Annotated in this window: 21 protein-coding genes and 1 pseudogene; 16 read left to right on the top strand and 6 right to left on the bottom strand. The window is 34.2% G+C overall.

Going from position 1 to position 19,457, the window contains the following annotated elements; translation table 11 throughout:
* Positions 1 to 41: 41 nt before the first annotated feature.
* Positions 42 to 224, bottom strand: a complete 183-nt coding sequence (locus GON26_RS12085; protein WP_160375028.1) for a DUF5522 domain-containing protein — start codon at positions 222 to 224, stop codon at positions 42 to 44.
* A gap of 116 nt (positions 225 to 340) precedes the next feature.
* Here GON26_RS12085 and GON26_RS12080 point away from each other — a divergent pair, with 116 nt between their 5' ends.
* The 5 genes from GON26_RS12080 to hemL are packed head-to-tail and all read left to right on the top strand — an operon-like array spanning position 341 to position 4,079.
* The gene (locus tag GON26_RS12080) at positions 341 to 682 is read left to right on the top strand and encodes a hypothetical protein (protein WP_160375027.1); all 342 of its coding nucleotides are present in this window, start codon (positions 341 to 343) and stop codon (positions 680 to 682) included.
* Between the two features lie 3 nt (positions 683 to 685).
* The gene (locus GON26_RS12075; protein WP_160375026.1) at positions 686 to 1,582 is read left to right on the top strand and encodes a 1-aminocyclopropane-1-carboxylate deaminase/D-cysteine desulfhydrase; all 897 of its coding nucleotides are present in this window, start codon (positions 686 to 688) and stop codon (positions 1,580 to 1,582) included.
* Entirely contained in the window at positions 1,575 to 2,462 is an 888-nt protein-coding gene (locus GON26_RS12070) for a glucosaminidase domain-containing protein (RefSeq protein ID WP_160375025.1), read from the top strand. The genes GON26_RS12075 and GON26_RS12070 overlap by 8 nt, the downstream gene beginning before the upstream one ends.
* Positions 2,463 to 2,505: 43 nt before the next feature.
* The gene (locus GON26_RS12065) at positions 2,506 to 2,757 is read left to right on the top strand and encodes a hypothetical protein (protein WP_160375024.1); all 252 of its coding nucleotides are present in this window, start codon (positions 2,506 to 2,508) and stop codon (positions 2,755 to 2,757) included.
* 35 nt (positions 2,758 to 2,792) lie between these two features.
* Entirely contained in the window at positions 2,793 to 4,079 is a 1,287-nt protein-coding gene (gene hemL, locus GON26_RS12060) for a glutamate-1-semialdehyde 2,1-aminomutase (RefSeq protein ID WP_160375023.1), read from the top strand.
* 42 nt (positions 4,080 to 4,121) lie between these two features.
* On the opposite strand, the gene GON26_RS12055 is transcribed toward hemL, so the two are convergent.
* A complete protein-coding gene (locus tag GON26_RS12055) occupies positions 4,122 to 4,568 on the bottom strand; it encodes a hypothetical protein (RefSeq protein ID WP_160375022.1) in 447 nt (148 codons plus the stop codon).
* A 185-nt stretch (positions 4,569 to 4,753) separates the two neighbouring features.
* On the opposite strand from GON26_RS12055, the gene GON26_RS12050 reads away from it, so the two are divergent.
* Together GON26_RS12050 and GON26_RS12045 are read left to right on the top strand one after the other, a co-directional pair.
* Complete coding sequence (locus GON26_RS12050; protein ID WP_160375021.1) at positions 4,754 to 5,767, top strand: 2-hydroxyacid dehydrogenase; 1,014 nt, start codon at positions 4,754 to 4,756, stop codon at positions 5,765 to 5,767.
* Between the two features lie 20 nt (positions 5,768 to 5,787).
* Positions 5,788 to 6,387, top strand: a complete 600-nt coding sequence (locus tag GON26_RS12045) for a hypothetical protein (RefSeq protein WP_160375020.1) — start codon at positions 5,788 to 5,790, stop codon at positions 6,385 to 6,387.
* A gap of 54 nt (positions 6,388 to 6,441) precedes the next feature.
* On the opposite strand, the gene GON26_RS12040 is transcribed toward GON26_RS12045, so the two are convergent.
* From GON26_RS12040 to lysS, 4 genes are all read right to left on the bottom strand, one after another.
* A complete protein-coding gene (locus GON26_RS12040; protein ID WP_160375019.1) occupies positions 6,442 to 6,582 on the bottom strand; it encodes a hypothetical protein in 141 nt (46 codons plus the stop codon).
* A 15-nt stretch (positions 6,583 to 6,597) separates the two neighbouring features.
* The gene (locus GON26_RS12035) at positions 6,598 to 7,107 is read right to left on the bottom strand and encodes a hypothetical protein (protein ID WP_160375018.1); all 510 of its coding nucleotides are present in this window, start codon (positions 7,105 to 7,107) and stop codon (positions 6,598 to 6,600) included.
* Positions 7,104 to 8,354, bottom strand: coding sequence for an AAA family ATPase (locus tag GON26_RS12030; protein ID WP_160375017.1), 1,251 nt, complete (start codon positions 8,352 to 8,354; stop codon positions 7,104 to 7,106). Before GON26_RS12030 ends, GON26_RS12035 begins: the two co-directional genes overlap by 4 nt.
* A gap of 88 nt (positions 8,355 to 8,442) precedes the next feature.
* On the bottom strand, positions 8,443 to 10,146 hold the full coding sequence (gene lysS / locus GON26_RS12025; protein ID WP_160375016.1) for a lysine--tRNA ligase: 1,704 nt from the start codon (positions 10,144 to 10,146) through the stop codon (positions 8,443 to 8,445).
* 468 nt (positions 10,147 to 10,614) lie between these two features.
* On the opposite strand from lysS, the gene GON26_RS12020 reads away from it, so the two are divergent.
* The 9 genes and pseudogenes from GON26_RS12020 to GON26_RS11980 all read left to right on the top strand — a co-directional run bounded on the left by GON26_RS12020 (position 10,615) and on the right by GON26_RS11980 (position 19,423).
* Positions 10,615 to 11,340: a hypothetical protein gene (locus GON26_RS12020; protein WP_160375015.1), complete on the top strand. Its 726-nt coding sequence runs from the start codon at positions 10,615 to 10,617 to the stop codon at positions 11,338 to 11,340.
* Positions 11,341 to 11,429: 89 nt separating this feature from the next.
* Entirely contained in the window at positions 11,430 to 12,188 is a 759-nt protein-coding gene (locus tag GON26_RS12015; RefSeq protein ID WP_160375014.1) for a hypothetical protein, read from the top strand.
* Between the two features lie 5 nt (positions 12,189 to 12,193).
* Positions 12,194 to 12,892 carry a lipoyl(octanoyl) transferase LipB gene (gene lipB / locus GON26_RS12010; RefSeq protein WP_160375013.1) on the top strand — a complete coding sequence of 233 codons (699 nt, stop codon included), beginning with the start codon at positions 12,194 to 12,196 and terminating at the stop codon, positions 12,890 to 12,892.
* A 2-nt stretch (positions 12,893 to 12,894) separates the two neighbouring features.
* The gene (locus GON26_RS12005) at positions 12,895 to 13,716 is read left to right on the top strand and encodes a helix-turn-helix domain-containing protein (RefSeq protein ID WP_160375012.1); all 822 of its coding nucleotides are present in this window, start codon (positions 12,895 to 12,897) and stop codon (positions 13,714 to 13,716) included.
* A gap of 27 nt (positions 13,717 to 13,743) precedes the next feature.
* Positions 13,744 to 14,643, top strand: coding sequence for a helix-turn-helix domain-containing protein (locus GON26_RS12000; RefSeq protein ID WP_160375011.1), 900 nt, complete (start codon positions 13,744 to 13,746; stop codon positions 14,641 to 14,643).
* 84 nt (positions 14,644 to 14,727) lie between these two features.
* A pseudogene (locus GON26_RS11995) lies at positions 14,728 to 15,567 on the top strand (SDR family NAD(P)-dependent oxidoreductase).
* A 136-nt stretch (positions 15,568 to 15,703) separates the two neighbouring features.
* Positions 15,704 to 16,285 (top strand): NAD(P)H-dependent oxidoreductase, encoded by a 582-nt coding sequence (locus GON26_RS11990; RefSeq protein ID WP_160375010.1) that lies wholly within the window; start codon positions 15,704 to 15,706, stop codon positions 16,283 to 16,285.
* 114 nt (positions 16,286 to 16,399) lie between these two features.
* Positions 16,400 to 16,981: a Crp/Fnr family transcriptional regulator gene (locus GON26_RS11985; RefSeq protein WP_202110869.1), complete on the top strand. Its 582-nt coding sequence runs from the start codon at positions 16,400 to 16,402 to the stop codon at positions 16,979 to 16,981.
* Between the two features lie 66 nt (positions 16,982 to 17,047).
* Positions 17,048 to 19,423: a TonB-dependent receptor gene (locus tag GON26_RS11980; RefSeq protein ID WP_160375009.1), complete on the top strand. Its 2,376-nt coding sequence runs from the start codon at positions 17,048 to 17,050 to the stop codon at positions 19,421 to 19,423.
* Positions 19,424 to 19,457 lie beyond the last annotated feature (34 nt).

The following is a 19,457-nucleotide window of genomic DNA, read 5'->3' as shown; positions in this document are numbered from 1 at the left end:
GGATTTTGGAATTTTTAAAATTTGGAATTTAATTCAATTATCTAATTAGTTTTCCTAATTCTACCAGTGTTTTTATCAAATCCATACGGACAATGACGGCAGCCACTTTTGCAGCAATAGCCACGTTTTAAATGGTGTTTTTCGGTAAAGCATTTATAACCTTCGGGCGTATAGTAAAAATCTTCTCCTTCGATTAATTTATTTTCATTACTTTGCTCATTCATAATCCTGGATTTGAGACATTTTTTGTTTTGTTTTTTAAAATCAAATTAACAAGTATATTGTTATTTTAATGAAATTGAACAATTTTGTCTTTACAAATTTATAAATTTTACAGCTAATGTTTCTGATTGTTGCTAAATATTTAATTCCGGAAGGATATCGGGGATTGACAATTTTTCCTTTTGTGCTGGTAAAATATGGTTTTGATAAAGTCAATGAAACACTTTTGAACCACGAAAAAATTCATTTACGACAACAACTCGAAATGCTGATTCTCCCTTTTTTTGTCTGGTATTTTTTTGAATATTTAATTCGTCTCATTCAATATAAAAAAACAGATTTGGCGTATCGGAATATAAGTTTCGAAAGAGAAGCTTATGCCAATGAAAGCAATCTTTCTTATCTGGAAAATCGTTCTTTTTTTCAGTTTTTGAAATACGTAACTTTGCAACAAAAATAAATTTTGAATCAAGAACTTCATATTCCTTTTCCAAATACTATTTCGCTGACGATAAAACGGGAAGACTTGATTCATCCGTTTGTTTCAGGAAATAAATTTAGGAAGCTAAAGTACAACTTACTTCAGGCGAAAGCCGAAAATAAAAAGACTTTATTGACTTTTGGAGGTGCTTTTTCGAATCATATTGCAGCGGTAGCTTTTGCAGGAAAAGAACAGGGTTTTAAAACGATCGGGATTATTCGTGGCGAAGAAATTGCAAGTAAAATCGAAGAAAATCCAACCCTGAAATTCGCTCAGGAAAACGGAATGGAATTGGAATTTGTTTCGAGAGAAGACTATCGTTTAAAAACGGAGATTTCATTTTTAGAAAATTTAAAACAAAAATTTGGTGACTTCTATTTGATTCCGGAAGGTGGTACAAATGAACTTGCGGTAAAAGGCTGCGAAGAAATTTTGACCGATGAAGATTCGGTTTTTGATTACGTTTGTTGCGCCGTTGGAACTGGAGGAACGATTTCTGGATTAATAAATAGTGCGTTGCCACATCAGAAAATTTTAGGATTTCCGGCACTCAAAGGTGACTTTTTACAAGATGAAATTCGTATTTTTGCCCAAAATGAACGCTGGACTTTGATTTTAGAGTATCATTTTGGCGGTTATGGCAAGGTAAATTTAGAATTAATTGAATTTATCAATGCGTTTTTTGAAGAAAACAACGTGCCATTAGACCCCATTTATACTGGAAAGATGGTTTTTGGCGTTATAGATTTGATACACAAAGGCTATTTTCCTGCAGATTCAAAAATTTTACTCATTCACACTGGCGGATTGCAGGGAATTGAAGGAATGAATATAAAATTGAAAAATAAAAATTTACCAATAGTAAAGACTAATGTTTAAAAAAATAATAGCACTCTTAATCATCGTAACCTTGGTAAGTTGTTCGTCGGGCAAACCCGTAATTGCCACGACCAAAAAGGCAGCGGCAGTTCAGAAACCAAGAGTTGCCACGACTAAAAAAGGAACGTATTCTAAGCCAATTGGCAAAAAATATCCATCTACAAACAATACGACCGAAGTGATAGAATCGACTTCAAAAACGGTAGTCACTTACGATTTAATCAATGATTACGTTGCAGAATATAAGGATATTGCAATGGGGAATATGAAAAAATATGGTATTCCTGCCAGTATTATTTTGGCACAGGGTATCTTAGAATCGGGTGCAGGAAAAGGAGATTTGGCAGTTTCCGCCAATAATCACTTCGGAATAAAATGTCATAAAGACTGGTTGGGAGAAAGTGTTCGTCATGATGATGATGCGGCTCAGGAATGTTTTAGAAAATATCCGGAAGCAGCAGAATCATATCGCGATCATGCTTTGTTTTTGGTTGGAAAAAACCGTTATGCGACTTTATTTACTTACGAAAAAGATGATTACAAGGCCTGGGCAAAAGGTTTGCGGGCAGCTGGTTATGCTACAGATCCAAAATATCCGGATAAATTAATCAGTTATATCGAGCGCTACAATTTACATCAATACGATTGTCAGGTTACAGGAAGAGACTACAAACCTTTCGAAAAATCAGTTTCAGCTTCAAAAAGCACAAATCCAAAAACGAATGCAAACAGCAATGACCCAAATTTGTATGAAGTGCAAAAAGGAGATACTTTGTATTCAATTTCTAAAAAGTTTAATTTATTGGTAGATGATTTAAAACAAAAGAATAATCTTTCGGATAATACGCTTTCGGTAGGACAGCGATTGATTGTGAAGTAGGTTTTGAGTTGTGGGTTGTGAGTTTTGAGTTTGAAAATAAATTATGAAAAAGAATATCTCAATTCTAATATTTACTTTTACAGCAATTTTGACAATTAGACTGTTTTTTGGAGTTTATGATCATGATGAATTTGCAGAAAGTCATTTGTTTATAAAACATCGCCCAACTTTAAAATGGAAATTTTATTCTCCACAAGGAATGTCTGATCTAAAATTTGAAGAACTTTCAGAAGAAAAACAAAACGAACAAAAATACTTTAATGAGTTTGTATTGGATCAAGGTTTAAGTCGATAAATCTAAAATCTGAACTCTAAAATCTAGAATAAAAAATGTTATATAAAAGAAGTAGTCAGCTTTTTGCTGAAGCAGAAAAAGTAATTCCAGGAGGCGTAAATTCGCCAGTAAGAGCCTTTAAAGCGGTAGGTGGAACTCCAATTTTTGTAAAAAGTGCCAAAGGTGCTTATTTATTGGATGAAGACGGAAATAAATTAATCGATTATATCAATTCTTGGGGACCAATGGTTTTAGGTCACGCCTATCAGCCAGTAGTTGATGCTGTGATTGAAAAAGCAAAACTGGGAACTTCGTTCGGAATGCCAACAGAATTGGAAACTGAAATTGCTGCTTTGGCGGTTTCTATGGTTCCGAATATTGATAAAATACGTTTTGTAAATTCAGGAACAGAAGCTTGTATGAGCGCGATTCGCCTTGCTCGTGGCTTTACCAAAAGAGATAAAATAATCAAATTTGCAGGTTGTTACCACGGACATTCCGATTCGTTTTTGATTCAGGCCGGAAGTGGAGCCGTGACTTTTGGTTCGCCAAATAGCCCAGGAGTTACTGAAGGAACTGCAAAAGATACTTTACTGGCAAAATACAATGATCTGGATAATGTTGCGGCTTTAATTGAAGCCAACAAAAACGAAATCGCAGCTATTATTATCGAGCCAGTTGCAGGAAATATGGGATGTATTCCTCCGAAAGACGGATTTTTGCAAGGCTTGAGAGATTTGTGTACCGCGAACGGAATTTTATTGATTTTTGATGAGGTAATGACCGGTTTCCGTTTGGCTCGTGGTGGCGTTCAGGAATTATTTAAGGTAAATGCTGATATCGTAACTTTCGGAAAAGTAATTGGTGGAGGTTTGCCAGTTGGAGCATTTGCAGCGCGTGAAGAAATTATGAATTATCTGGCACCACTTGGTCCTGTTTATCAGGCAGGAACGTTGTCTGGAAATCCGTTGGCAATGGCAGCTGGATTGGCAATGTTGCAATCTTTGAATAATGAGCCGGAAATTTTTACTCGCTTAGAAGAAAAAACAGCTTATCTGGAAGCAGGAATAGACAGGGTTTTAAAAGCCAATAATGTAGTATTTACGATCAATAGAGTGGGATCGATGATTTCGGTGCATTTTGATGAAAATCCGGTTGTTGATTTTCAAACGGCTGCAAAAGGAGATAACGAGACTTTCAAGAAATTCTTCCACGGATTGTTGCAGGAGGGAATTTATATTGCGCCATCGGCATACGAAACCTGGTTTATCACGGATGCTTTGACTTACGATGATTTAGACTTTACCATCAATGCAATTGATAAAGTTTCCAAAACATTTTAATATAAAAAAGAGGCCAATTGGCCTCTTTTTAGTTGATTTCCGTTAGATTTTATCCTGACGGCGATCTTTCATTCTTTCTCTTGCTTTATCTTTATTTTCTTCCTGAATTGCTTTCCATTTGGTGTATTGGTCAGCAGTTAAGATAGTTTTCATTTTAGCATCATTTGCCTCTTTTTCAGCCAGCATTTGGGTTTTAAAAGCTTCTTTTTGCTCCGCTGTAAGTTTCGTTCCTTTTTCTTTTTGCTCTTTTCTGGCGTCTCTTAATTTTTCGGCTTTAGCGCTTCTTTCAACAAGCAGTTGTTTTACTTGTTCTTGTTGTTTGGCATCTAAAGTCAACTCAGAAGTTAGCTTTTTCAGTTGTTTTTCATTTCGTTGTTCCGGAGTCAGTCTTTCTCTTTGTTCACGAGCAGGTTTTTGATCCATATCACCGTCTTGTGCGAAACTTGCTATTCCAACGAATAGTAAAGCCGCAATAAATAATTTTTTCATGAGGTACGTTTTTTAATTGTTTATATCGATTAGACCTGATTAGATTCATTTGGTTTAACCAGCTTCTTATAATTATAATTTATTTAACAGACTGAATAAGAATCTGCTAGTGTTTTTATAAGCTTCTTCAGTTTTAATTTCTTAATTTTAAAGAATAAAGAAATTAAAACGCAAAATCATTCATTATGAAACCAAACGAAAACAAAATTGCTTTTTTCTCGACGCAGCCTTACGATAAAGCCTTTTTTAATAAATACAATGATGAATTTGGTTTTGAATTGGATTTTTTCGAAACACAGCTCAATCCACAAACCGTTATCCTGATCGAAAAAGCAGAAATAGTTTGTGTTTTTGTCAATGATATTGTCAACGAATCAGTCATTAAACAATTAGCCGAAAAAGGAGTAAAAATAATCGCTTTACGTTGCGCAGGTTTCAATAATGTCGATTTAGAAGCGGCTAAAAAATACAATTTGAAAGTTTGTCGTGTCCCTGCTTATTCTCCTCAGGCTGTTGCAGAACATGCAATGGCGATGATTTTAACTTTAAACAGAAAAACCCATAAAGCCTACAACAGAGTTCGTGAACAAAATTTTGCCCTAAACGGCTTATTAGGTTTTGACTTGTTCGGTAAAACAATTGGCATCATCGGAACAGGAAATATAGGGAAAGCTTTTGCTAAAATTGCTTTAGGTTTTGGATGCAAAGTTTTGGCTTATGATATTGTCGTAAATCCTGAAATGGAGAAAGATGGAGTGCATTTTGTGTCTATAGAAGAAATTTTTAAAACAAGTGATATTATTTCGCTTCATTGTCCTTTAAACGAGCAAACCAAGCACATTATCAACGAAAAATCAATTGATTTGATGAAAGATCACGTTATGATCATTAATACGAGTAGAGGAGGGTTGATAGAAACAGCCTGTGTTATCGAAGGATTGAAAGAAGGAAAAATAGGTTATCTCGGAATCGACGTTTACGAGCAGGAAGAAAAATTATTCTTCAGGGATTTATCAGCAGATATTATTCAGGACGACGCGATTCAAAGATTAATGAGTTTTCCAAATGTTTTGGTAACGGCGCATCAGGCGTTTTTTACCAATGAAGCACTGACGCAGATTGCTTTGGTAACATTCCATAATATCAAAGATTTATTGGATAAAAATGATATTGAGAATAAAGCAGCTTTACTGGTTTAAATAATTTTAAAAGAGACATTATGAAAAATAAAATTTTAATAGCAATAGTACTTATAGCAATAAGTTCCTGCCAAAATAAAGAAAAAACAAAGTCAAATATCATCAAAACAATTGCCGAAGATACCTTATCGAAAACGGTTGCCGGAACAGCAGATGTAAGCGATGCTCCTCCAAAAGACGATAAAGTAATCGAACTCATCCAGAAACAATTAAATGTTTTACTGAAGAAAGATCTTCCTGCCATGACAAAAGACGATCGATACTTTTATTACGAAGCTTATGATTTGAATGATGATAAGAAAAACGAATATTTTGTAGGGTTCTCTAATTCTTATTTCTGCGGAAGCGGAGGCTGTTCCGGTTACATTCTGAACAACGATGGAAGTGTAATGAATTCTTTTACGGTAACTGATTTTCCAATTTTTATTGGAACAAAATCGTCTGAAAACTTTAAAGATTTAATTTTTAAAAGTGGCAATGCCTTACATTCTTTAAAAATGAAAAACGGAAAATATCCATCAAATCCATCTGTTCAGGAAAAATGGAAAGGAGAAATTCCTAAAGAGTCACCAGTTATTTTAGATATTTATGCTAAGAAATTGGAGAAGTATTCTTTTTAGAATTTATACAAAATAGAAAACCCGACAGGTTTTTAAAACCTGTCGGGTTTGAAATTATATTTGAGAGAGCCATTCTAAGTCTTCTTTGTCTAAGTCTTCTTGAGAAATAACTCTTCCGTATTTTATATCTTCTTCACTTTTTTTGATGATATCTATTTCGAGTTCATCTAATTGATAAATTTCGAGAGTGCTCATATTTAATTTTTGTTATTAATCAAATGAGATATAATTTCCTTCGTGAAGATCTATTTGATATTTCATTTTAAACTCTTTTCTCTTTGATGAAACACTTGCTTGCGGTGCAATTCTCTTATGATTGTCAAAACAAATTATAGCATTTTTATTTTCAAGATTAATTGAATCAATTTTCTTTAAATAGAATTTGATAGTATTTTCTAACTGTTTTATACCTTTTGTTCTTCTAACTGATAAGTTTTCATTTGTAGCTTTTATTTCAGTAAAATATACACACTTATCATTAAAAATAACGTAATCACATTGTCCGCCTTTTATACTTTTCATAACACAATCATCATTTTGAATGAAGTGGTATGGTGATTTTGTATTGTTTTGAATATGAAAATGATATTTTTCAGTAGCATCTACAAAAACTCCTTTTTTTAATTTTGGATCTTCAAACACAAATACATGTTTATCAACAATGATAGTTAGACAATTTTCTTCGATTTGAGGAAATGCTTCTCGAAGTTGATTTATCATAAATCTAATAATTTATTAAATTCATCTGCGAAGCTATCAGAAACGGAATCAATCATGTTTTCTGAAATCTGCCCTAACTTATCATTCATGATCTTTTTTGCTTTACCATTTTTCAACTCATAAGCAATAAAGTTCTTCGGGTTTAACCAGGATTCTTTCTTTATAATTTTATTTACTTCTTTAGGAAGTTTTTGCCCTTTATCATAAGCTAGTAATAAGTTATTGATAGATGCTAAAACAAAAGGACTATGCGTTGTGAGAATTAGATTTTTTCGATCAAATAAACAATTTTTAACCAAATATTTTATTAATTCATGTTGTGCTTTAGGATATAAATTTAACTCAGGTTCTTCAACTACAAAATTGAAATTGTATTTTTCTTTTAATGATTTTGAATATTCTACTAAAAGTAAGATTGGAATAACTGACTGTAAACCTGAAGCTGATTCTAATAAATCAACTTTATCAGTTTTATTATGATATATGTAAGATGTTTTTCCCTCTCTTTTATATTTTATTTTTTTATCAATTATGCTTAATGGTAATTCTTTTATTGTATTAATTGCCTTCTCATAATCTTGCCCACTATTTAAGAGATGTTTTGGAATTTGAATATTATTATTAATAAGACCCAAAGTGTTCGTAGAAATTATATGCAGAATATTTCTTTCTGTCGGTATATAAATAGAGTCAAATTTTAGATACGATCCATATTTTGAAATTACTTGATCATACTTTTTAATAAAAAAGTCATAAATCTTAGTTTTATCTTTTTCTGAAAAAGCGCTATCGATAACTTGTTTTAATTCTTTTACAAATAACTTGCTTTCTTTTACATTTTTAAATCTTATGTTGTCAAGATCTGTTTCGAGAAGTGAGTCTAATATTTCTCCTTTTTCTTTAGTAACAATGCCTGAAAGGTTTTTAATTAAGTTTTCTCTATAATCTACCTTTTTTGAGATATTATTTTGAAGTTTAAACTCATAAAATATTCCCTTTGCTTCTCTGCAATAATTTATATAACTGTTATGATTTAAAAAAGAATAAATATTATATTTTTTTAATTCTTCTTCAAAAGAAATAGAATCATCTTTTCTAAATTCTTCATCTTCTAATATCGAAATTAACTTAGCTAAAGTACTCTTTCCAGAAGCCTGAGCACCAATAAAAGTAACCATTTCTCTAACTTCGATTTCAATATCTTTTAGAGGTCCGAAATTTTTAACAATAAGTTTTGCTCTTTCCATGTTTTCAAAATTAAGGAAAATTTTTATATAAGAAAAAGGAGCTTTAATAAAAGCTCCTTTTTAAATTTTAATATGTTTTTAAAGGAATCTATTCCACCATTTCCACCATCTTAAACTCACCCTCAACCACAACCTTAGTCAAGCCGTGTTTAGATAAATTTTTCATAGACGCATCCCATTTTTTACCGCTTAAATTCGCAGTAATTTTCAATTGCTGAAGATCCATTTTATTTTCATTCCCTTTCAGTAAATCCACGATAAATTTCTCTTCATCAGAAAGTTCTATCTGCGCTTGTTTCTTCTCTGGACGCATTTGCGGAAACAATAAAACTTCCTGAATAGAAGCATTGTTAGTCAAATACATAATCAAACGATCCATACCAATTCCCATTCCGGACGTTGGCGGCATTCCGTACTCTAAAGCTCTTAAGAAATCCTCATCGATGATTCCATTTGCTTCATCATCACCTTTTTCAGACAGACGCATTTGGTCTTCAAAACGCTCACGCTGATCAATTGGATCATTTAATTCAGAATAAGCATTTGCAATTTCTTTACCACAAACCATCAATTCAAAACGCTCAGTAAGCTCAGGATTATCGCGGTGTTCTTTACAAAGAGGCGACATTTCTTTAGGGTAATCCGTGATGAAAGTTGGCTGAATATAATTTCCTTCGCATTTCGCACCAAAAATCTCATCAATCAATTTTCCTTTCCCCATTGTTTTATCAACGTCGATTCCCATTCCTCTGGCAGCTTCAAACAATTCGTCTTCGCTTTTTCCGGAAATATCAAAACCAGTAAAATGTTTGATAGAATCGGTCATTGTAACACGAGCGTAAGGCGCTTTAAAGTTAATTTGGTGCTCACCAAAAGTCACTTCGCTAGTTCCGTTTACGGCAATCGCACAATGCTCCAGCAAACCTTCGGCAAATTCCATCATCCAGTTGTAGTCTTTGTAGGCTACATATATTTCCATCGCAGTAAATTCAGGATTATGCGTTCTGTCCATTCCTTCGTTACGGAAGTTTTTCGAGAACTCATAAACACCTTCAAATCCACCAACAATTAATCTTTTTAAGTACAATTCGTTTGCAATACGCATGTAAAGCGGAATATCAAGCGAATTATGATGTGTTGTAAACGGACGCGCCGCAGCACCACCCGGAATTGGCTGTAAAACAGGAGTTTCAACCTCAAGGTAACCAGCATCGTTAAAATAACCACGCATCGCGCTAAACAACTTAGTACGTTTGATAAAAGTGTCTTTAACGTGTTGATTTACAGTTAAATCTACATAACGCATTCTGTAACGCAATTCAGGATCATTAAAAGCATCATGTACCTTTCCGTCCTCATCAATCTTTGGTAAAGGCAACGGACGCAACGTTTTACTCAAAAAAGTAAATCCGTCAACACGAATACATTGCGCACCCACTTTCGTAGTAAACAATTCCCCTTCAATACCAATAAAATCACCTAAATCAGTCAGTTTTTTAAAAACCGTATTGTACAAAGTTTTATCATCACCTTCGCATAAAACATCGCGGTTCACGTACAATTGCAAACGCCCTTCGCTATCCTGCAGCTCAGCAAAACAAGCTTTTCCCTGGTCACGAACACTCATCAAACGTCCGGCAACAATCACCTTCTTACCCTCTTCAAAAGATTCCTTCACCTGTTTCGAAGTATGATTTACAGGAAAAAGATTAGCCGGATAAGGATTGATTCCTAAGTTGCGTAAGTTTTGAAGTTTCTCTCTTCTAATGATTTCTTGTTCTGATAATGCCATTTTGTGCTCTTTTTTAAGTGTGCAAAGATAAGAAAAGAATACAAGATTTCAGAATCCAGTTTTTAGATTTTTTGTAGCAGCAATTTTCGGGTTTTCAAGCACGTTTTGTCCCGCTATTCATTACAATCTTTTGCCTCTCTAAAGAAGCGAGACAAAAGGATTTTCATTTCTATCGGGGCTATTTTAGAGGTTTTTATTTTCATAAGAACTTTTAGTTGGGACGTTCGTAACAATCGTTCGAGCCTCCTTACGCGATGATAAAAAAGGATATTAAAAAAATAGCCCACAAATAAAACGGATTGAACAGATAATAACGGATTCTTCATAGCTCTTTGTAGATCACAATCAGCGTTAATCCGTTAAAATCAGTTTTATCTGTGGGCCATTATCCATGAGTGGTATAAGAAACGATAGTCATATTAAATAAAAACCTCAGTATCTTAGCCACTCAGAACCTCTCAAAAAAAAATGAATCACCTAAAAGCCTTTTTACTCCTGATTTTAATTACAAGCTGCCAAATCACAGAAACCATTCACATCAACCCAGACGGATCCGGAACTATCGAAGTTGTAGAACTTCGGGACGAAAACAGTTATATGCAATTGGCAGGAGAAAGCTATTCGAAAGAAGAAAGTTTTCAGGATACAACTTATGTTTTTAACGATTATATCACCCAATACAACGAAAATTTCGTCAAATACCTTCCGGCAGAAAAGGAGTTATTTCAAAAATATGCCAATGTAAAAGTACATCTTAAAAAAAGCTCCTTCGAAAAAGAATTTAGAAGCACATTCACTTTAAAATTCAATACAGTTTCCGAGATTCCGGATTTGTATAAAACCGAGAATTACGCTGATGATATTAAATACAACTACGCCTTAACGGCAGAAGAGCATTATTACAAAATAGAATATGCTTTTGACGGCACAATTTTTAAAAGGAATGTTTTGATTTCAAATCCTGAAATACTACAGCAAACCAAAGACAAATTCCAAGAATTAAATTCAAAATATGCCTCTTTAAAACTCACGCAAACCTATGTGCTGCAATATCATTTTCCTCGAAAAATAAAATCCGTTTCAAACGAAAAAGCGCACATCAGTTCGGATAAAAAATCAATAAACCTAGAATTTCTGCTTTCAGATGTTATGCAGGATCCTGAAAGCAGTAGCTTAGAAGTGGTTTTAGAATAGTTTTTAAAAATAAAATTAACCCGATTAAACAAATCAACGATTAAGCAATTAGAAATAGTCTTCGTATATTTGTGTAAAAATTTACAGCGATGAAATTCTATAAAATACTTACTTTTTTATTTTTAACAGCAACACTTACAAGCTGCACCTTTACCGAAAATATTCATATAAATGATAACGGGACCGGAAAATTCTCTGTCGATATGGATGGTTCTTCCCTAATGGCTATGGCCGGAAATCAGTTGGGAGACCAAATGGGAGCCGATGCAAAAAAGAATATCGACACCACTTTTACTTTCAAACAATTATTCGAAGAGAAAAAAGACAGTATTGCAAAATTATCTCCCGAAGCTCAGGCGGAACTTAAAAAGTTAGAGAATTTTGTGGTAAATACTAAAATGAATGCCGAGCAAAAACAGTTTTTAATGACGCTTTCTACCGATTTTAAAAATGTAAATGAATTGCAGGATATTCTGCAAACCATGAGCGCTATGCAAAAATTAGAAAAAGGTTCAGCCGCTGCAACGATGCCACTTAGTGGTGGTTTAGGAAACAATAACAGCAAACTGAATTATACTTACGACGGAAAGAAATTCACCCGAAAAGCCATCATCGACACTCAAAAACTGACCGAAAAAGTGCCGGATTCTGCAGCCGATATGTCTAAAATGATTTTCGCATCTTCTACCTATGTCTTAAAATATCATTTCCCCAAAAAAATCAAAAAGGTTTCTAATCCAAATGCAATGTTTAGCGAGGACAGAAAGACCATTACCATTCAATACCCTTTCACGGATTATATGGAGAATCCAGACAAACTCAACTTCGAAGTCGAGTTTGAAAAATAATAAAAATGAATAAAAAAATTCAACTTCAGGATTTAGGCCGAAAAAACTATAAAGAAACCTGGGAATATCAGGAAGAACTTTTTAAGGATATTGTCGATCTAAAAGTTAAAAACAGAAGAGAAGAGTTAGAGTTGGAAACCCCTAATTATTTGCTTTTTGTAGAACATCCTCATGTTTATACATTAGGTAAAAGCGGCGATTTCGAAAATCTGTTACTAAACGAAAAACAGCTCGAAGCCAAAGGTGCTACTTTTTATAAAATCAATCGTGGTGGCGATATTACCTATCACGGACCCGGACAAATTGTGGGGTATCCTATTCTGGATTTAGAAAATTTCTTTAGCGACATTCATAAATATTTGCGTTTTCTGGAAGAGGCTATCATTTTGACTTTGGCAGAATATGGTTTAGAATGCGGACGCAGCGATGGCGAAACAGGTGTTTGGTTAGGTGTAGGAACGCCATTTGCCAGAAAAATATGTGCGTTAGGTGTACGCGCTTCCCGCTGGGTTACCATGCACGGATTTGCCCTGAACGTAAATGTCGATTTAGGCTATTTTGATAATATTATTCCGTGTGGAATTCGCGGAAAAGCCGTTACTTCATTGCAGGTAGAATTAGGCGTCGAAAAGGTTGATGAAGCCGAAGTAAAAGCCAAAATAATAAAACATTTAGCAAATTTGTTTGAAGCTGAATTTGTGTAAGGATGAAAAAAGCTGAGGATAATAACAATTATAAGATTGCTGTTCCTTCAGCTTTTGAAACTGTTTTTACGCATTTTTATTTTGCTGAAAACAAAACCGCTTTACCTATAACCAAAACATTATTACCGAGTTTCCAGACGATGCTCGTATTTGTTTTTGGAGCAAAAGCAGCAATGAATTCGAAGCAGGATTCGGCTCTGGAGGTAGAAAAATGTATTGTTTTAGGTCCTGTAAAACAAGCTTTTGAATACACATTGGCACCCAATTCTGAAATTTTGGTGGCTAATTTTAAAGACGATGCTTTTTATAGATTTTTTGGCAATGCACTTCTGACGCATTCACTGCCAATTGATCCCGATACTTTAATTCCTGAAAATTGCTTCACGAATTTATGGGAAGAACTTAAACAGCTAACAGGTGCAAAAGAACGTGTCGATTTTATATTAAAGTTTTGCGAACCTTACCTTCAGGAGCAAAACACGATTAGCACACTTTTGGCTCAATTCAAAAAGGAAACTTTAAATCCGATAAAGGCTATTGCGGCCCAGACCAATCAAACTGAAAGAAACGTTCAGCTGCATCAAAAAAAGTTTTTTGGTTATACCGTAAAAGAAGTGAATCGATACGAACGCTTTTTGAAAGCTGTTGAACAAATTCAAAAGAATGTAACAGTCGAATCCAAAACAGACTGGCTTACTATTGTGGAGCAATGCGGGTATTACGACCAAAGCCAGCTTATTCACGACTTTAAATATTATATGAATATTTCGCCTACGAAATTTTTAAAGTTTCAGGATGATATTTGTAATCCGAAAATGAAATAGATTGTTTGAATTTCGTAATTTTGCGAAATGGAAAAGACAGAAACTATAGAAGATTTTTATCGGAACAAACTCAATTTCATGCCGGATAATCTCAAAAAAGAAATTGGGCATTTTAATGTATTTGTTTTAGATGATTTTATGGGTTGCAGCGCAAAACCTATTCCGTACAGCCGAAGAGATTTTTTTAAAATCAGCCTAATCATTGGCAAGAACAGAGTACATTATGCAGATAAAGTTGTCGAAATTGAAAAGCAGGTTCTATTTTTTGCCAATCCGCAGATTCCCTATAATTGGGAACAGTTAGAAGAACAGCAAACGGGTTTTTTCTGTGTCTTTACAGAAGCATTTTTCCATCAGTTTGGAAATTTAAAAGACTATCCTGTTTTTAAACCCAACGGCACTTTTGTTTTTTCAATAGACAACGAACAAACAGAGAAGATCAAACTGATTTACAAGCAGATGATCGAAGAAATTAATTCGGATTACGCTTATAAATATGATGTATTGCGCACTCTGGTTTTCGAATTGATTCATAGCGCGATGAAAATGCAGCCTGCAAATCTTTCTGTAAATCAGCATTCTAATGCTTCCGGCAGAATCTCATCTTTATTCCTGGAATTGTTAGAAAGACAATTTCCTATAGAAAATTCCAGACAGCGGTTTACCCTTAGATCTGCTGCTGATTTTGCCAATCAGTTAACTGTTCATGTCAATCATCTCAACAGAGCTTTAAAAGAAACGACTCAAAAAACAACTTCAGAAATTATTGCAGAACGTCTTTTGCAGGAAGCGAAAATCCTTCTGAAACACACAGACTGGAATGTTTCTGAAATTGCTTATAGTTTAGGATTTGAAGAGCCTACACACTTTAATAATTTCTTTAAAAAGAATATTCAGATAACACCCACGCAATTTAGAGCTGTTTGATTTTTGTAATTTATCGTTTGAATTGCGTTAGCGTAACCCTTTACTTGTAACCTAATTTTGTACTGTAATTAAAACAATATAAATATGGAAACTAAAAAAGTATGGTTTGTAACAGGTGCTTCAAAAGGTTTGGGGTTAACTTTAGTAAAAAAATTAGTAACCAATGGTTATAAAGTAGCAGCTACTTCAAGAGATATAAACGCTTTGATTAGTGAAGTTGGCGTTACTTCGGATCAATTTTTACCAATTGAAATGGATATTGTAACTGAAAGCAGTGTTCAGAAAGCAGTACAGCAGACAATGGAACATTTTAAAACCATTGACGTTGTGGTAAACAATGCAGGTTACGGACAGATTGGAACATTAGAAGAACTTTCGGACGAAGAATCAAGACGTAATTTTGATGTAAATGTATTTGGTTTACTAAATGTAATCCGTCAGACAATGCCGCATTTTCGCGAAGCTAAATCGGGTCATTTTTTTAATATTTCTTCTATCGGAGGATATCATGGAGGTTTTCCGGGCTAGGGTATTTACTGTTCAACGAAATTTGCAGTTGCGGGTTTAACAGAAGGATTGCAGGCTGAAGCAAAGTCTTTTGGGGTGAATGTGACTCTGGTATATCCGGGTTATTTCAGAACCAGTTTTTTATCTGAAAGCTCCATGGGATTGCCTAAAAATCCTATTGAAGCCTATAAAGAAGCACGTGAATCTGTATTGGCACATCAAAATGAAATTAACGGAAATCAACCCGGAGATCCTGAAAAAGCAATTGATGCTTTGATAAAAATCAGTGAGGACAAAAACGCGCCTTTGCATTTGTTTTTGGGTCAGGATGCTTATGATATGGCCAACGCCAAAATGGAACTCGTAAAAGCAGATTTGGAAAAATGGAAATCCGTAACGGTTGCTACGGCTTTTTAATCGCTCAACAAACTACCAGAATCCCGTTATACTTTAATAACGGGATTTTTTTGTTTTAGAAGCTTTTCGTTTTCTTACAATTGCTCCTCAAATGCGTGCGATACTTTTGTCATGTTTAATCATTAAAACTAAAAACATGAAAAATTTAATTATTTATGCGCATCCCAATTCAGCCAGTTTAAATCATTTTTTCAAACAAACCGTTCTGGAAAGTCTCGAAGAATCAGGTCAGGAAGTTGTGGTTCGTGATTTATACCAAATAAATTTTAATCCGGTTCTTTCCTTAAATGATATGAATGGTCAGCGCATCGGGCAGGTTGCTGATGAGGTAAAAAACGAACAGGATTTTATTAGCTGGGCTGATCGTATTGTGTTTGTCTATCCAATCTGGTGGACCGGAATGCCTGCCATTATGAAAGGCTATATCGACCGTGTCTTTAGTTACGGATTTGCGTATCGTTACGATCAGGGCATTCAAAAAGGATTACTGACAGGGAAACAGACCATCATTATCAATTCACACGGGAAATCAAATGCAGAGTATGAAGCGATGGGTATGGATAAAGCTTTAATGCTAACATCAGATACAGGTATTTTTACCTATTGCGGATTAGAAATCAAGGAACATTTTTATTTTGATAAAGCAGACAGGGCTACAGACGAAAGTATTTTTGAATGGGCCCATCAGCTTAAAGTACTGTTTGACAAAAACGAGTAGTATCATTAATTTGTTATATTTCTCTTTTATAGTGTTTTAACGCAATTTTTTTTAATAGTTTTGGTTATCTATGGTTATACAACCAAAACTATTTTCTTTCTAAACAGTTCTATCATGCAAAGTGTAATTACAGATTTATCCCGAATGATTGCGTTTAATGAAACCGAAAGTCTGGCTTTTAAAAATATATTAAATTTTAAAAAGGTAAAAAAAAACGAACATCTTTTAGTAGAAGGCGATGTGTGTAATTTTGGAATTTTTATAGCTGAGGGCTGCATCCGTTATTATTATCTGGTTGATGGAGTAGAATCTACGGGCAATTTTTTCTTTGAAAATGACTGGTATGCCGATTTCGAAAGTTTTTTATACGGAAAACCATCGCTGTTAAATATCGAAGCTCTGGAAGATTGTGAGGTATATATAGTGTATAAAAGTGATTTTGAAAAACTGGTTTCAGAATATCCGGTTTTTAATTCTTTTTTAAGAATAATGATGGAAAGAACCATCAAAGGGTTAACAGGCAGAAATATGGCAATGTCATTATTATCGCATGAAGAACGTTATTTGCGTTTTGTAAAATATTGCCCAAAAGTAGTCGAGAGAGTTTCTCTTAAACATATTGCCAGTTATTTGGGTATTCAGCCCGAGAGTTTAAGCCGGATTAGAACCAGAATTACATTAAACAGCAAATCTTAACTCAAGTCAATTTTTAAGAAATTTCAGTGGTTTATTTTTGCTTTTATAACCTTAAAGCTAAATAAAATGAAAAAATATTTTTTACTTCTTTTCAATGTCATCTGCTTAATTTCTTATGCGCAAACGGGTGTCATAAAAGGAAAAATTATTGATAAACAATCGGAAAAACCTATTTCAGGTGCCACAATAGCATTAATTGGATCCGAAAATATCCAGGATGTTTCAGACGAATTGGGGAATTTTAAAATCCTTAATGTTCCAACTGGGAGACAAAATGTAAGCATTAGTTTTATGGGTTACGAAAACACTTCTGTTTCAGATATTGATGTTACAACAGGAAAAGATGTGCTGATAACCGTTTCGATGACCGAAAGCTTTAATACATTAGATGAAATAGTAGTATCATCGGGTTCTAATAAATCTAAACCAATCAATAAAATGGCGATTGTTTCAACCAAACAATTCAGTCCTGAAGAGGTGAGTCGTTACTCAGGAGGAAGAAGCGATGTAGCGCGTTTGGTCTCTAATTTTGCAGGAGTTTCAACGGGAGATGATACACGAAATGATATTGTAGTACGCGGAAATTCACCTTCAGGAATGTTATGGCGTGTGGAGGGAATTCCGGTTCCGAATCCAAATCATTTTGCTACTTTAGCCACAACCGGAGGTCCTGTTTCCGCATTAAATCCGAACCTTTTAGGAAATTCCGATTTTTTAACTTCGGCTTTTCCTGCTGAATACGGGAACGCCTTAGGAGGTGTCTTTGATTTGGGTTTCCGAAAAGGAAATCCGGATGATTATGAATATATGGTGAGTGTAGGGGCTTATCCCGGAGTCGAAGCCATGGCGGAAGGCCCCTTAGGAAAAACAGGAGGTTCATTTGTAGCAGCCGCACGATACGGGTTTGTAGGCGTTACGGGTTTGGCAGGTACAGCGGCACAGCCTAATTATCATGATATTAGTTTTAATGTTGATTTTGGAAAACATAAAATAGGGAATTTTTCTCTCTTCGGAATTTATGGCGCTTCCAATATTGATTTTCTGGGGAAAGACATTGACAAAGACGATCCTTTTGCGGCAAAAGATGAAGATGGTTATGTGACTTCCGGATTTACATCAGTAGGATTAAAGCACAATTTAGACATTGGAACCAATTCTTATCTAAAAACAATTATAGGATTTTCAAATTCGGCAAATACCTATAAAAATGATCGTTATTATGATTATGAAACACCAGCTGAAAATAAATTACGCTTCCAGGATAATGATAATGCCGAAAACCGAATCACATTCTCGACCTTATTTAATTCTAAAATCAATAAAAAAATAACTTTTAGAACGGGTTTACTTTATGAAGCATACCATTTAGATGCTAATGTAGCTTCCCGTGACAGACAACAGGATAATGATGGCGATGGTTACCCGGATTTAGTGCAGTTAATTAATACTAATGAAGATTATACGATTATTCAGCCGTATGCACAAGGTCAGTTTCGATTGACGGAAAAGTTAACTTTTAACGGAGGAATTCACGGACAGTATTTTTCTATAAATGAAGAATTTGTTTTTGAGCCAAGAACAGCATTGTCTTATGCCTTTAATTCAAATAATACAGTGAGTTTTGGTTATGGTTTAAATCATCAGAGTGTAGCAGTTCCAATTTTGTTTTTGAATGAAAATGTAAATGGCGTACCGGTTCAGACCAATAAAGATTTGGATTTAGTGCAAAGTCAGCATTTTGTTTTGGGATATGATGTACGATTGGCGAAGAAATGGAGAGGGAAAGTAGAAGTTTATTATCAGGCTATTGATAAGGCGGGAGTAGAATCTTTCGCAAGTAGTTATTCTTCCTTAACTGAAGGAGCTGATTATGGCTATTCTATTGATAAAACATCTTTGGTAAGTAAAGGAAAAGGATTTAATCAGGGAATCGAATTTACACTCGAAAAATCTTTCAGCGATGGCTATTATGGTTTGTTTACGACTTCTCTTTTCGAAAGTAAATACAAAGGAAGTGACGGAATCGAACGAAATTCACCTTTTAATAATGGCTATGTTTTTAATGCTTTGGGCGGAAAAGAATTCAAAGTTGGAAAAGCCAGAAAAAATGTATTCTCCATTGATACTAAGTTCACTACAGCGGGAGGGCGATATTATACACCCGTAGATCTGGCTGCTTCAATGGCCGCAGGTTACGAAATAAAAGATGATGCAAATGCTTTTAGTAAACAATATGATCCTTATTTAAGGCTGGATGTCAAGTTTGGATTTAAAATCAACAGTAAAACCAAAAAGAGATTTCATCAGTTTTATGTTGATTTGCAAAATGTTACCAATCATACTAATATTTTTACTTTAGAATATAACAGAATCACCAACAGTGTAAATCAAAAAGATCAAATTGGATTTTCTCCTGATTTTGGATATAAATATCAGTTTTAAAAGTATAAAATTTTATATGTAAGGCTAATCAGTT

This window comes from Flavobacterium hydrocarbonoxydans (assembly GCF_009789235.1).
GTDB lineage: Bacteria > Bacteroidota > Bacteroidia > Flavobacteriales > Flavobacteriaceae > Flavobacterium > Flavobacterium hydrocarbonoxydans.
The sequence above is the reverse complement of the archived record's forward strand: the minus strand, read 5'-3'. Positions and strand labels throughout refer to the sequence as shown.

Excerpts from the sequence above, each read along its gene's own strand:
- GON26_RS12085 (WP_160375028.1), bottom strand. The coding sequence starts at position 224 with ATGAATGAGCAAAGTAATGAAAATAAATTAATCGAAGGAGAAGATTTT.
- GON26_RS12035 (WP_160375018.1), bottom strand. The coding sequence starts at position 7,107 with ATGATAAATCAACTTCGAGAAGCATTTCCTCAAATCGAAGAAAATTGT.
- lipB (WP_160375013.1), top strand. The coding sequence starts at position 12,194 with ATGAATAAAAAAATTCAACTTCAGGATTTAGGCCGAAAAAACTATAAA.
- lysS (WP_160375016.1), bottom strand. The coding sequence starts at position 10,146 with ATGGCATTATCAGAACAAGAAATCATTAGAAGAGAGAAACTTCAAAAC.
- GON26_RS11980 (WP_160375009.1), top strand. The coding sequence starts at position 17,048 with ATGAAAAAATATTTTTTACTTCTTTTCAATGTCATCTGCTTAATTTCT.
- GON26_RS12080 (WP_160375027.1), top strand. The coding sequence starts at position 341 with ATGTTTCTGATTGTTGCTAAATATTTAATTCCGGAAGGATATCGGGGA.
- GON26_RS12070 (WP_160375025.1), top strand. The coding sequence starts at position 1,575 with ATGTTTAAAAAAATAATAGCACTCTTAATCATCGTAACCTTGGTAAGT.
- GON26_RS12055 (WP_160375022.1), bottom strand. The coding sequence starts at position 4,568 with ATGAAAAAATTATTTATTGCGGCTTTACTATTCGTTGGAATAGCAAGT.
- GON26_RS12040 (WP_160375019.1), bottom strand. The coding sequence starts at position 6,582 with ATGAGCACTCTCGAAATTTATCAATTAGATGAACTCGAAATAGATATC.
- GON26_RS12000 (WP_160375011.1), top strand. The coding sequence starts at position 13,744 with ATGGAAAAGACAGAAACTATAGAAGATTTTTATCGGAACAAACTCAAT.
- GON26_RS12050 (WP_160375021.1), top strand. The coding sequence starts at position 4,754 with ATGAAACCAAACGAAAACAAAATTGCTTTTTTCTCGACGCAGCCTTAC.
- GON26_RS12045 (WP_160375020.1), top strand. The coding sequence starts at position 5,788 with ATGAAAAATAAAATTTTAATAGCAATAGTACTTATAGCAATAAGTTCC.
- GON26_RS12065 (WP_160375024.1), top strand. The coding sequence starts at position 2,506 with ATGAAAAAGAATATCTCAATTCTAATATTTACTTTTACAGCAATTTTG.
- hemL (WP_160375023.1), top strand. The coding sequence starts at position 2,793 with ATGTTATATAAAAGAAGTAGTCAGCTTTTTGCTGAAGCAGAAAAAGTA.
- GON26_RS12030 (WP_160375017.1), bottom strand. The coding sequence starts at position 8,354 with ATGGAAAGAGCAAAACTTATTGTTAAAAATTTCGGACCTCTAAAAGAT.
- GON26_RS12020 (WP_160375015.1), top strand. The coding sequence starts at position 10,615 with ATGAATCACCTAAAAGCCTTTTTACTCCTGATTTTAATTACAAGCTGC.
- GON26_RS12005 (WP_160375012.1), top strand. The coding sequence starts at position 12,895 with ATGAAAAAAGCTGAGGATAATAACAATTATAAGATTGCTGTTCCTTCA.
- GON26_RS11990 (WP_160375010.1), top strand. The coding sequence starts at position 15,704 with ATGAAAAATTTAATTATTTATGCGCATCCCAATTCAGCCAGTTTAAAT.
- GON26_RS11985 (WP_202110869.1), top strand. The coding sequence starts at position 16,400 with ATGCAAAGTGTAATTACAGATTTATCCCGAATGATTGCGTTTAATGAA.
- GON26_RS12015 (WP_160375014.1), top strand. The coding sequence starts at position 11,430 with ATGAAATTCTATAAAATACTTACTTTTTTATTTTTAACAGCAACACTT.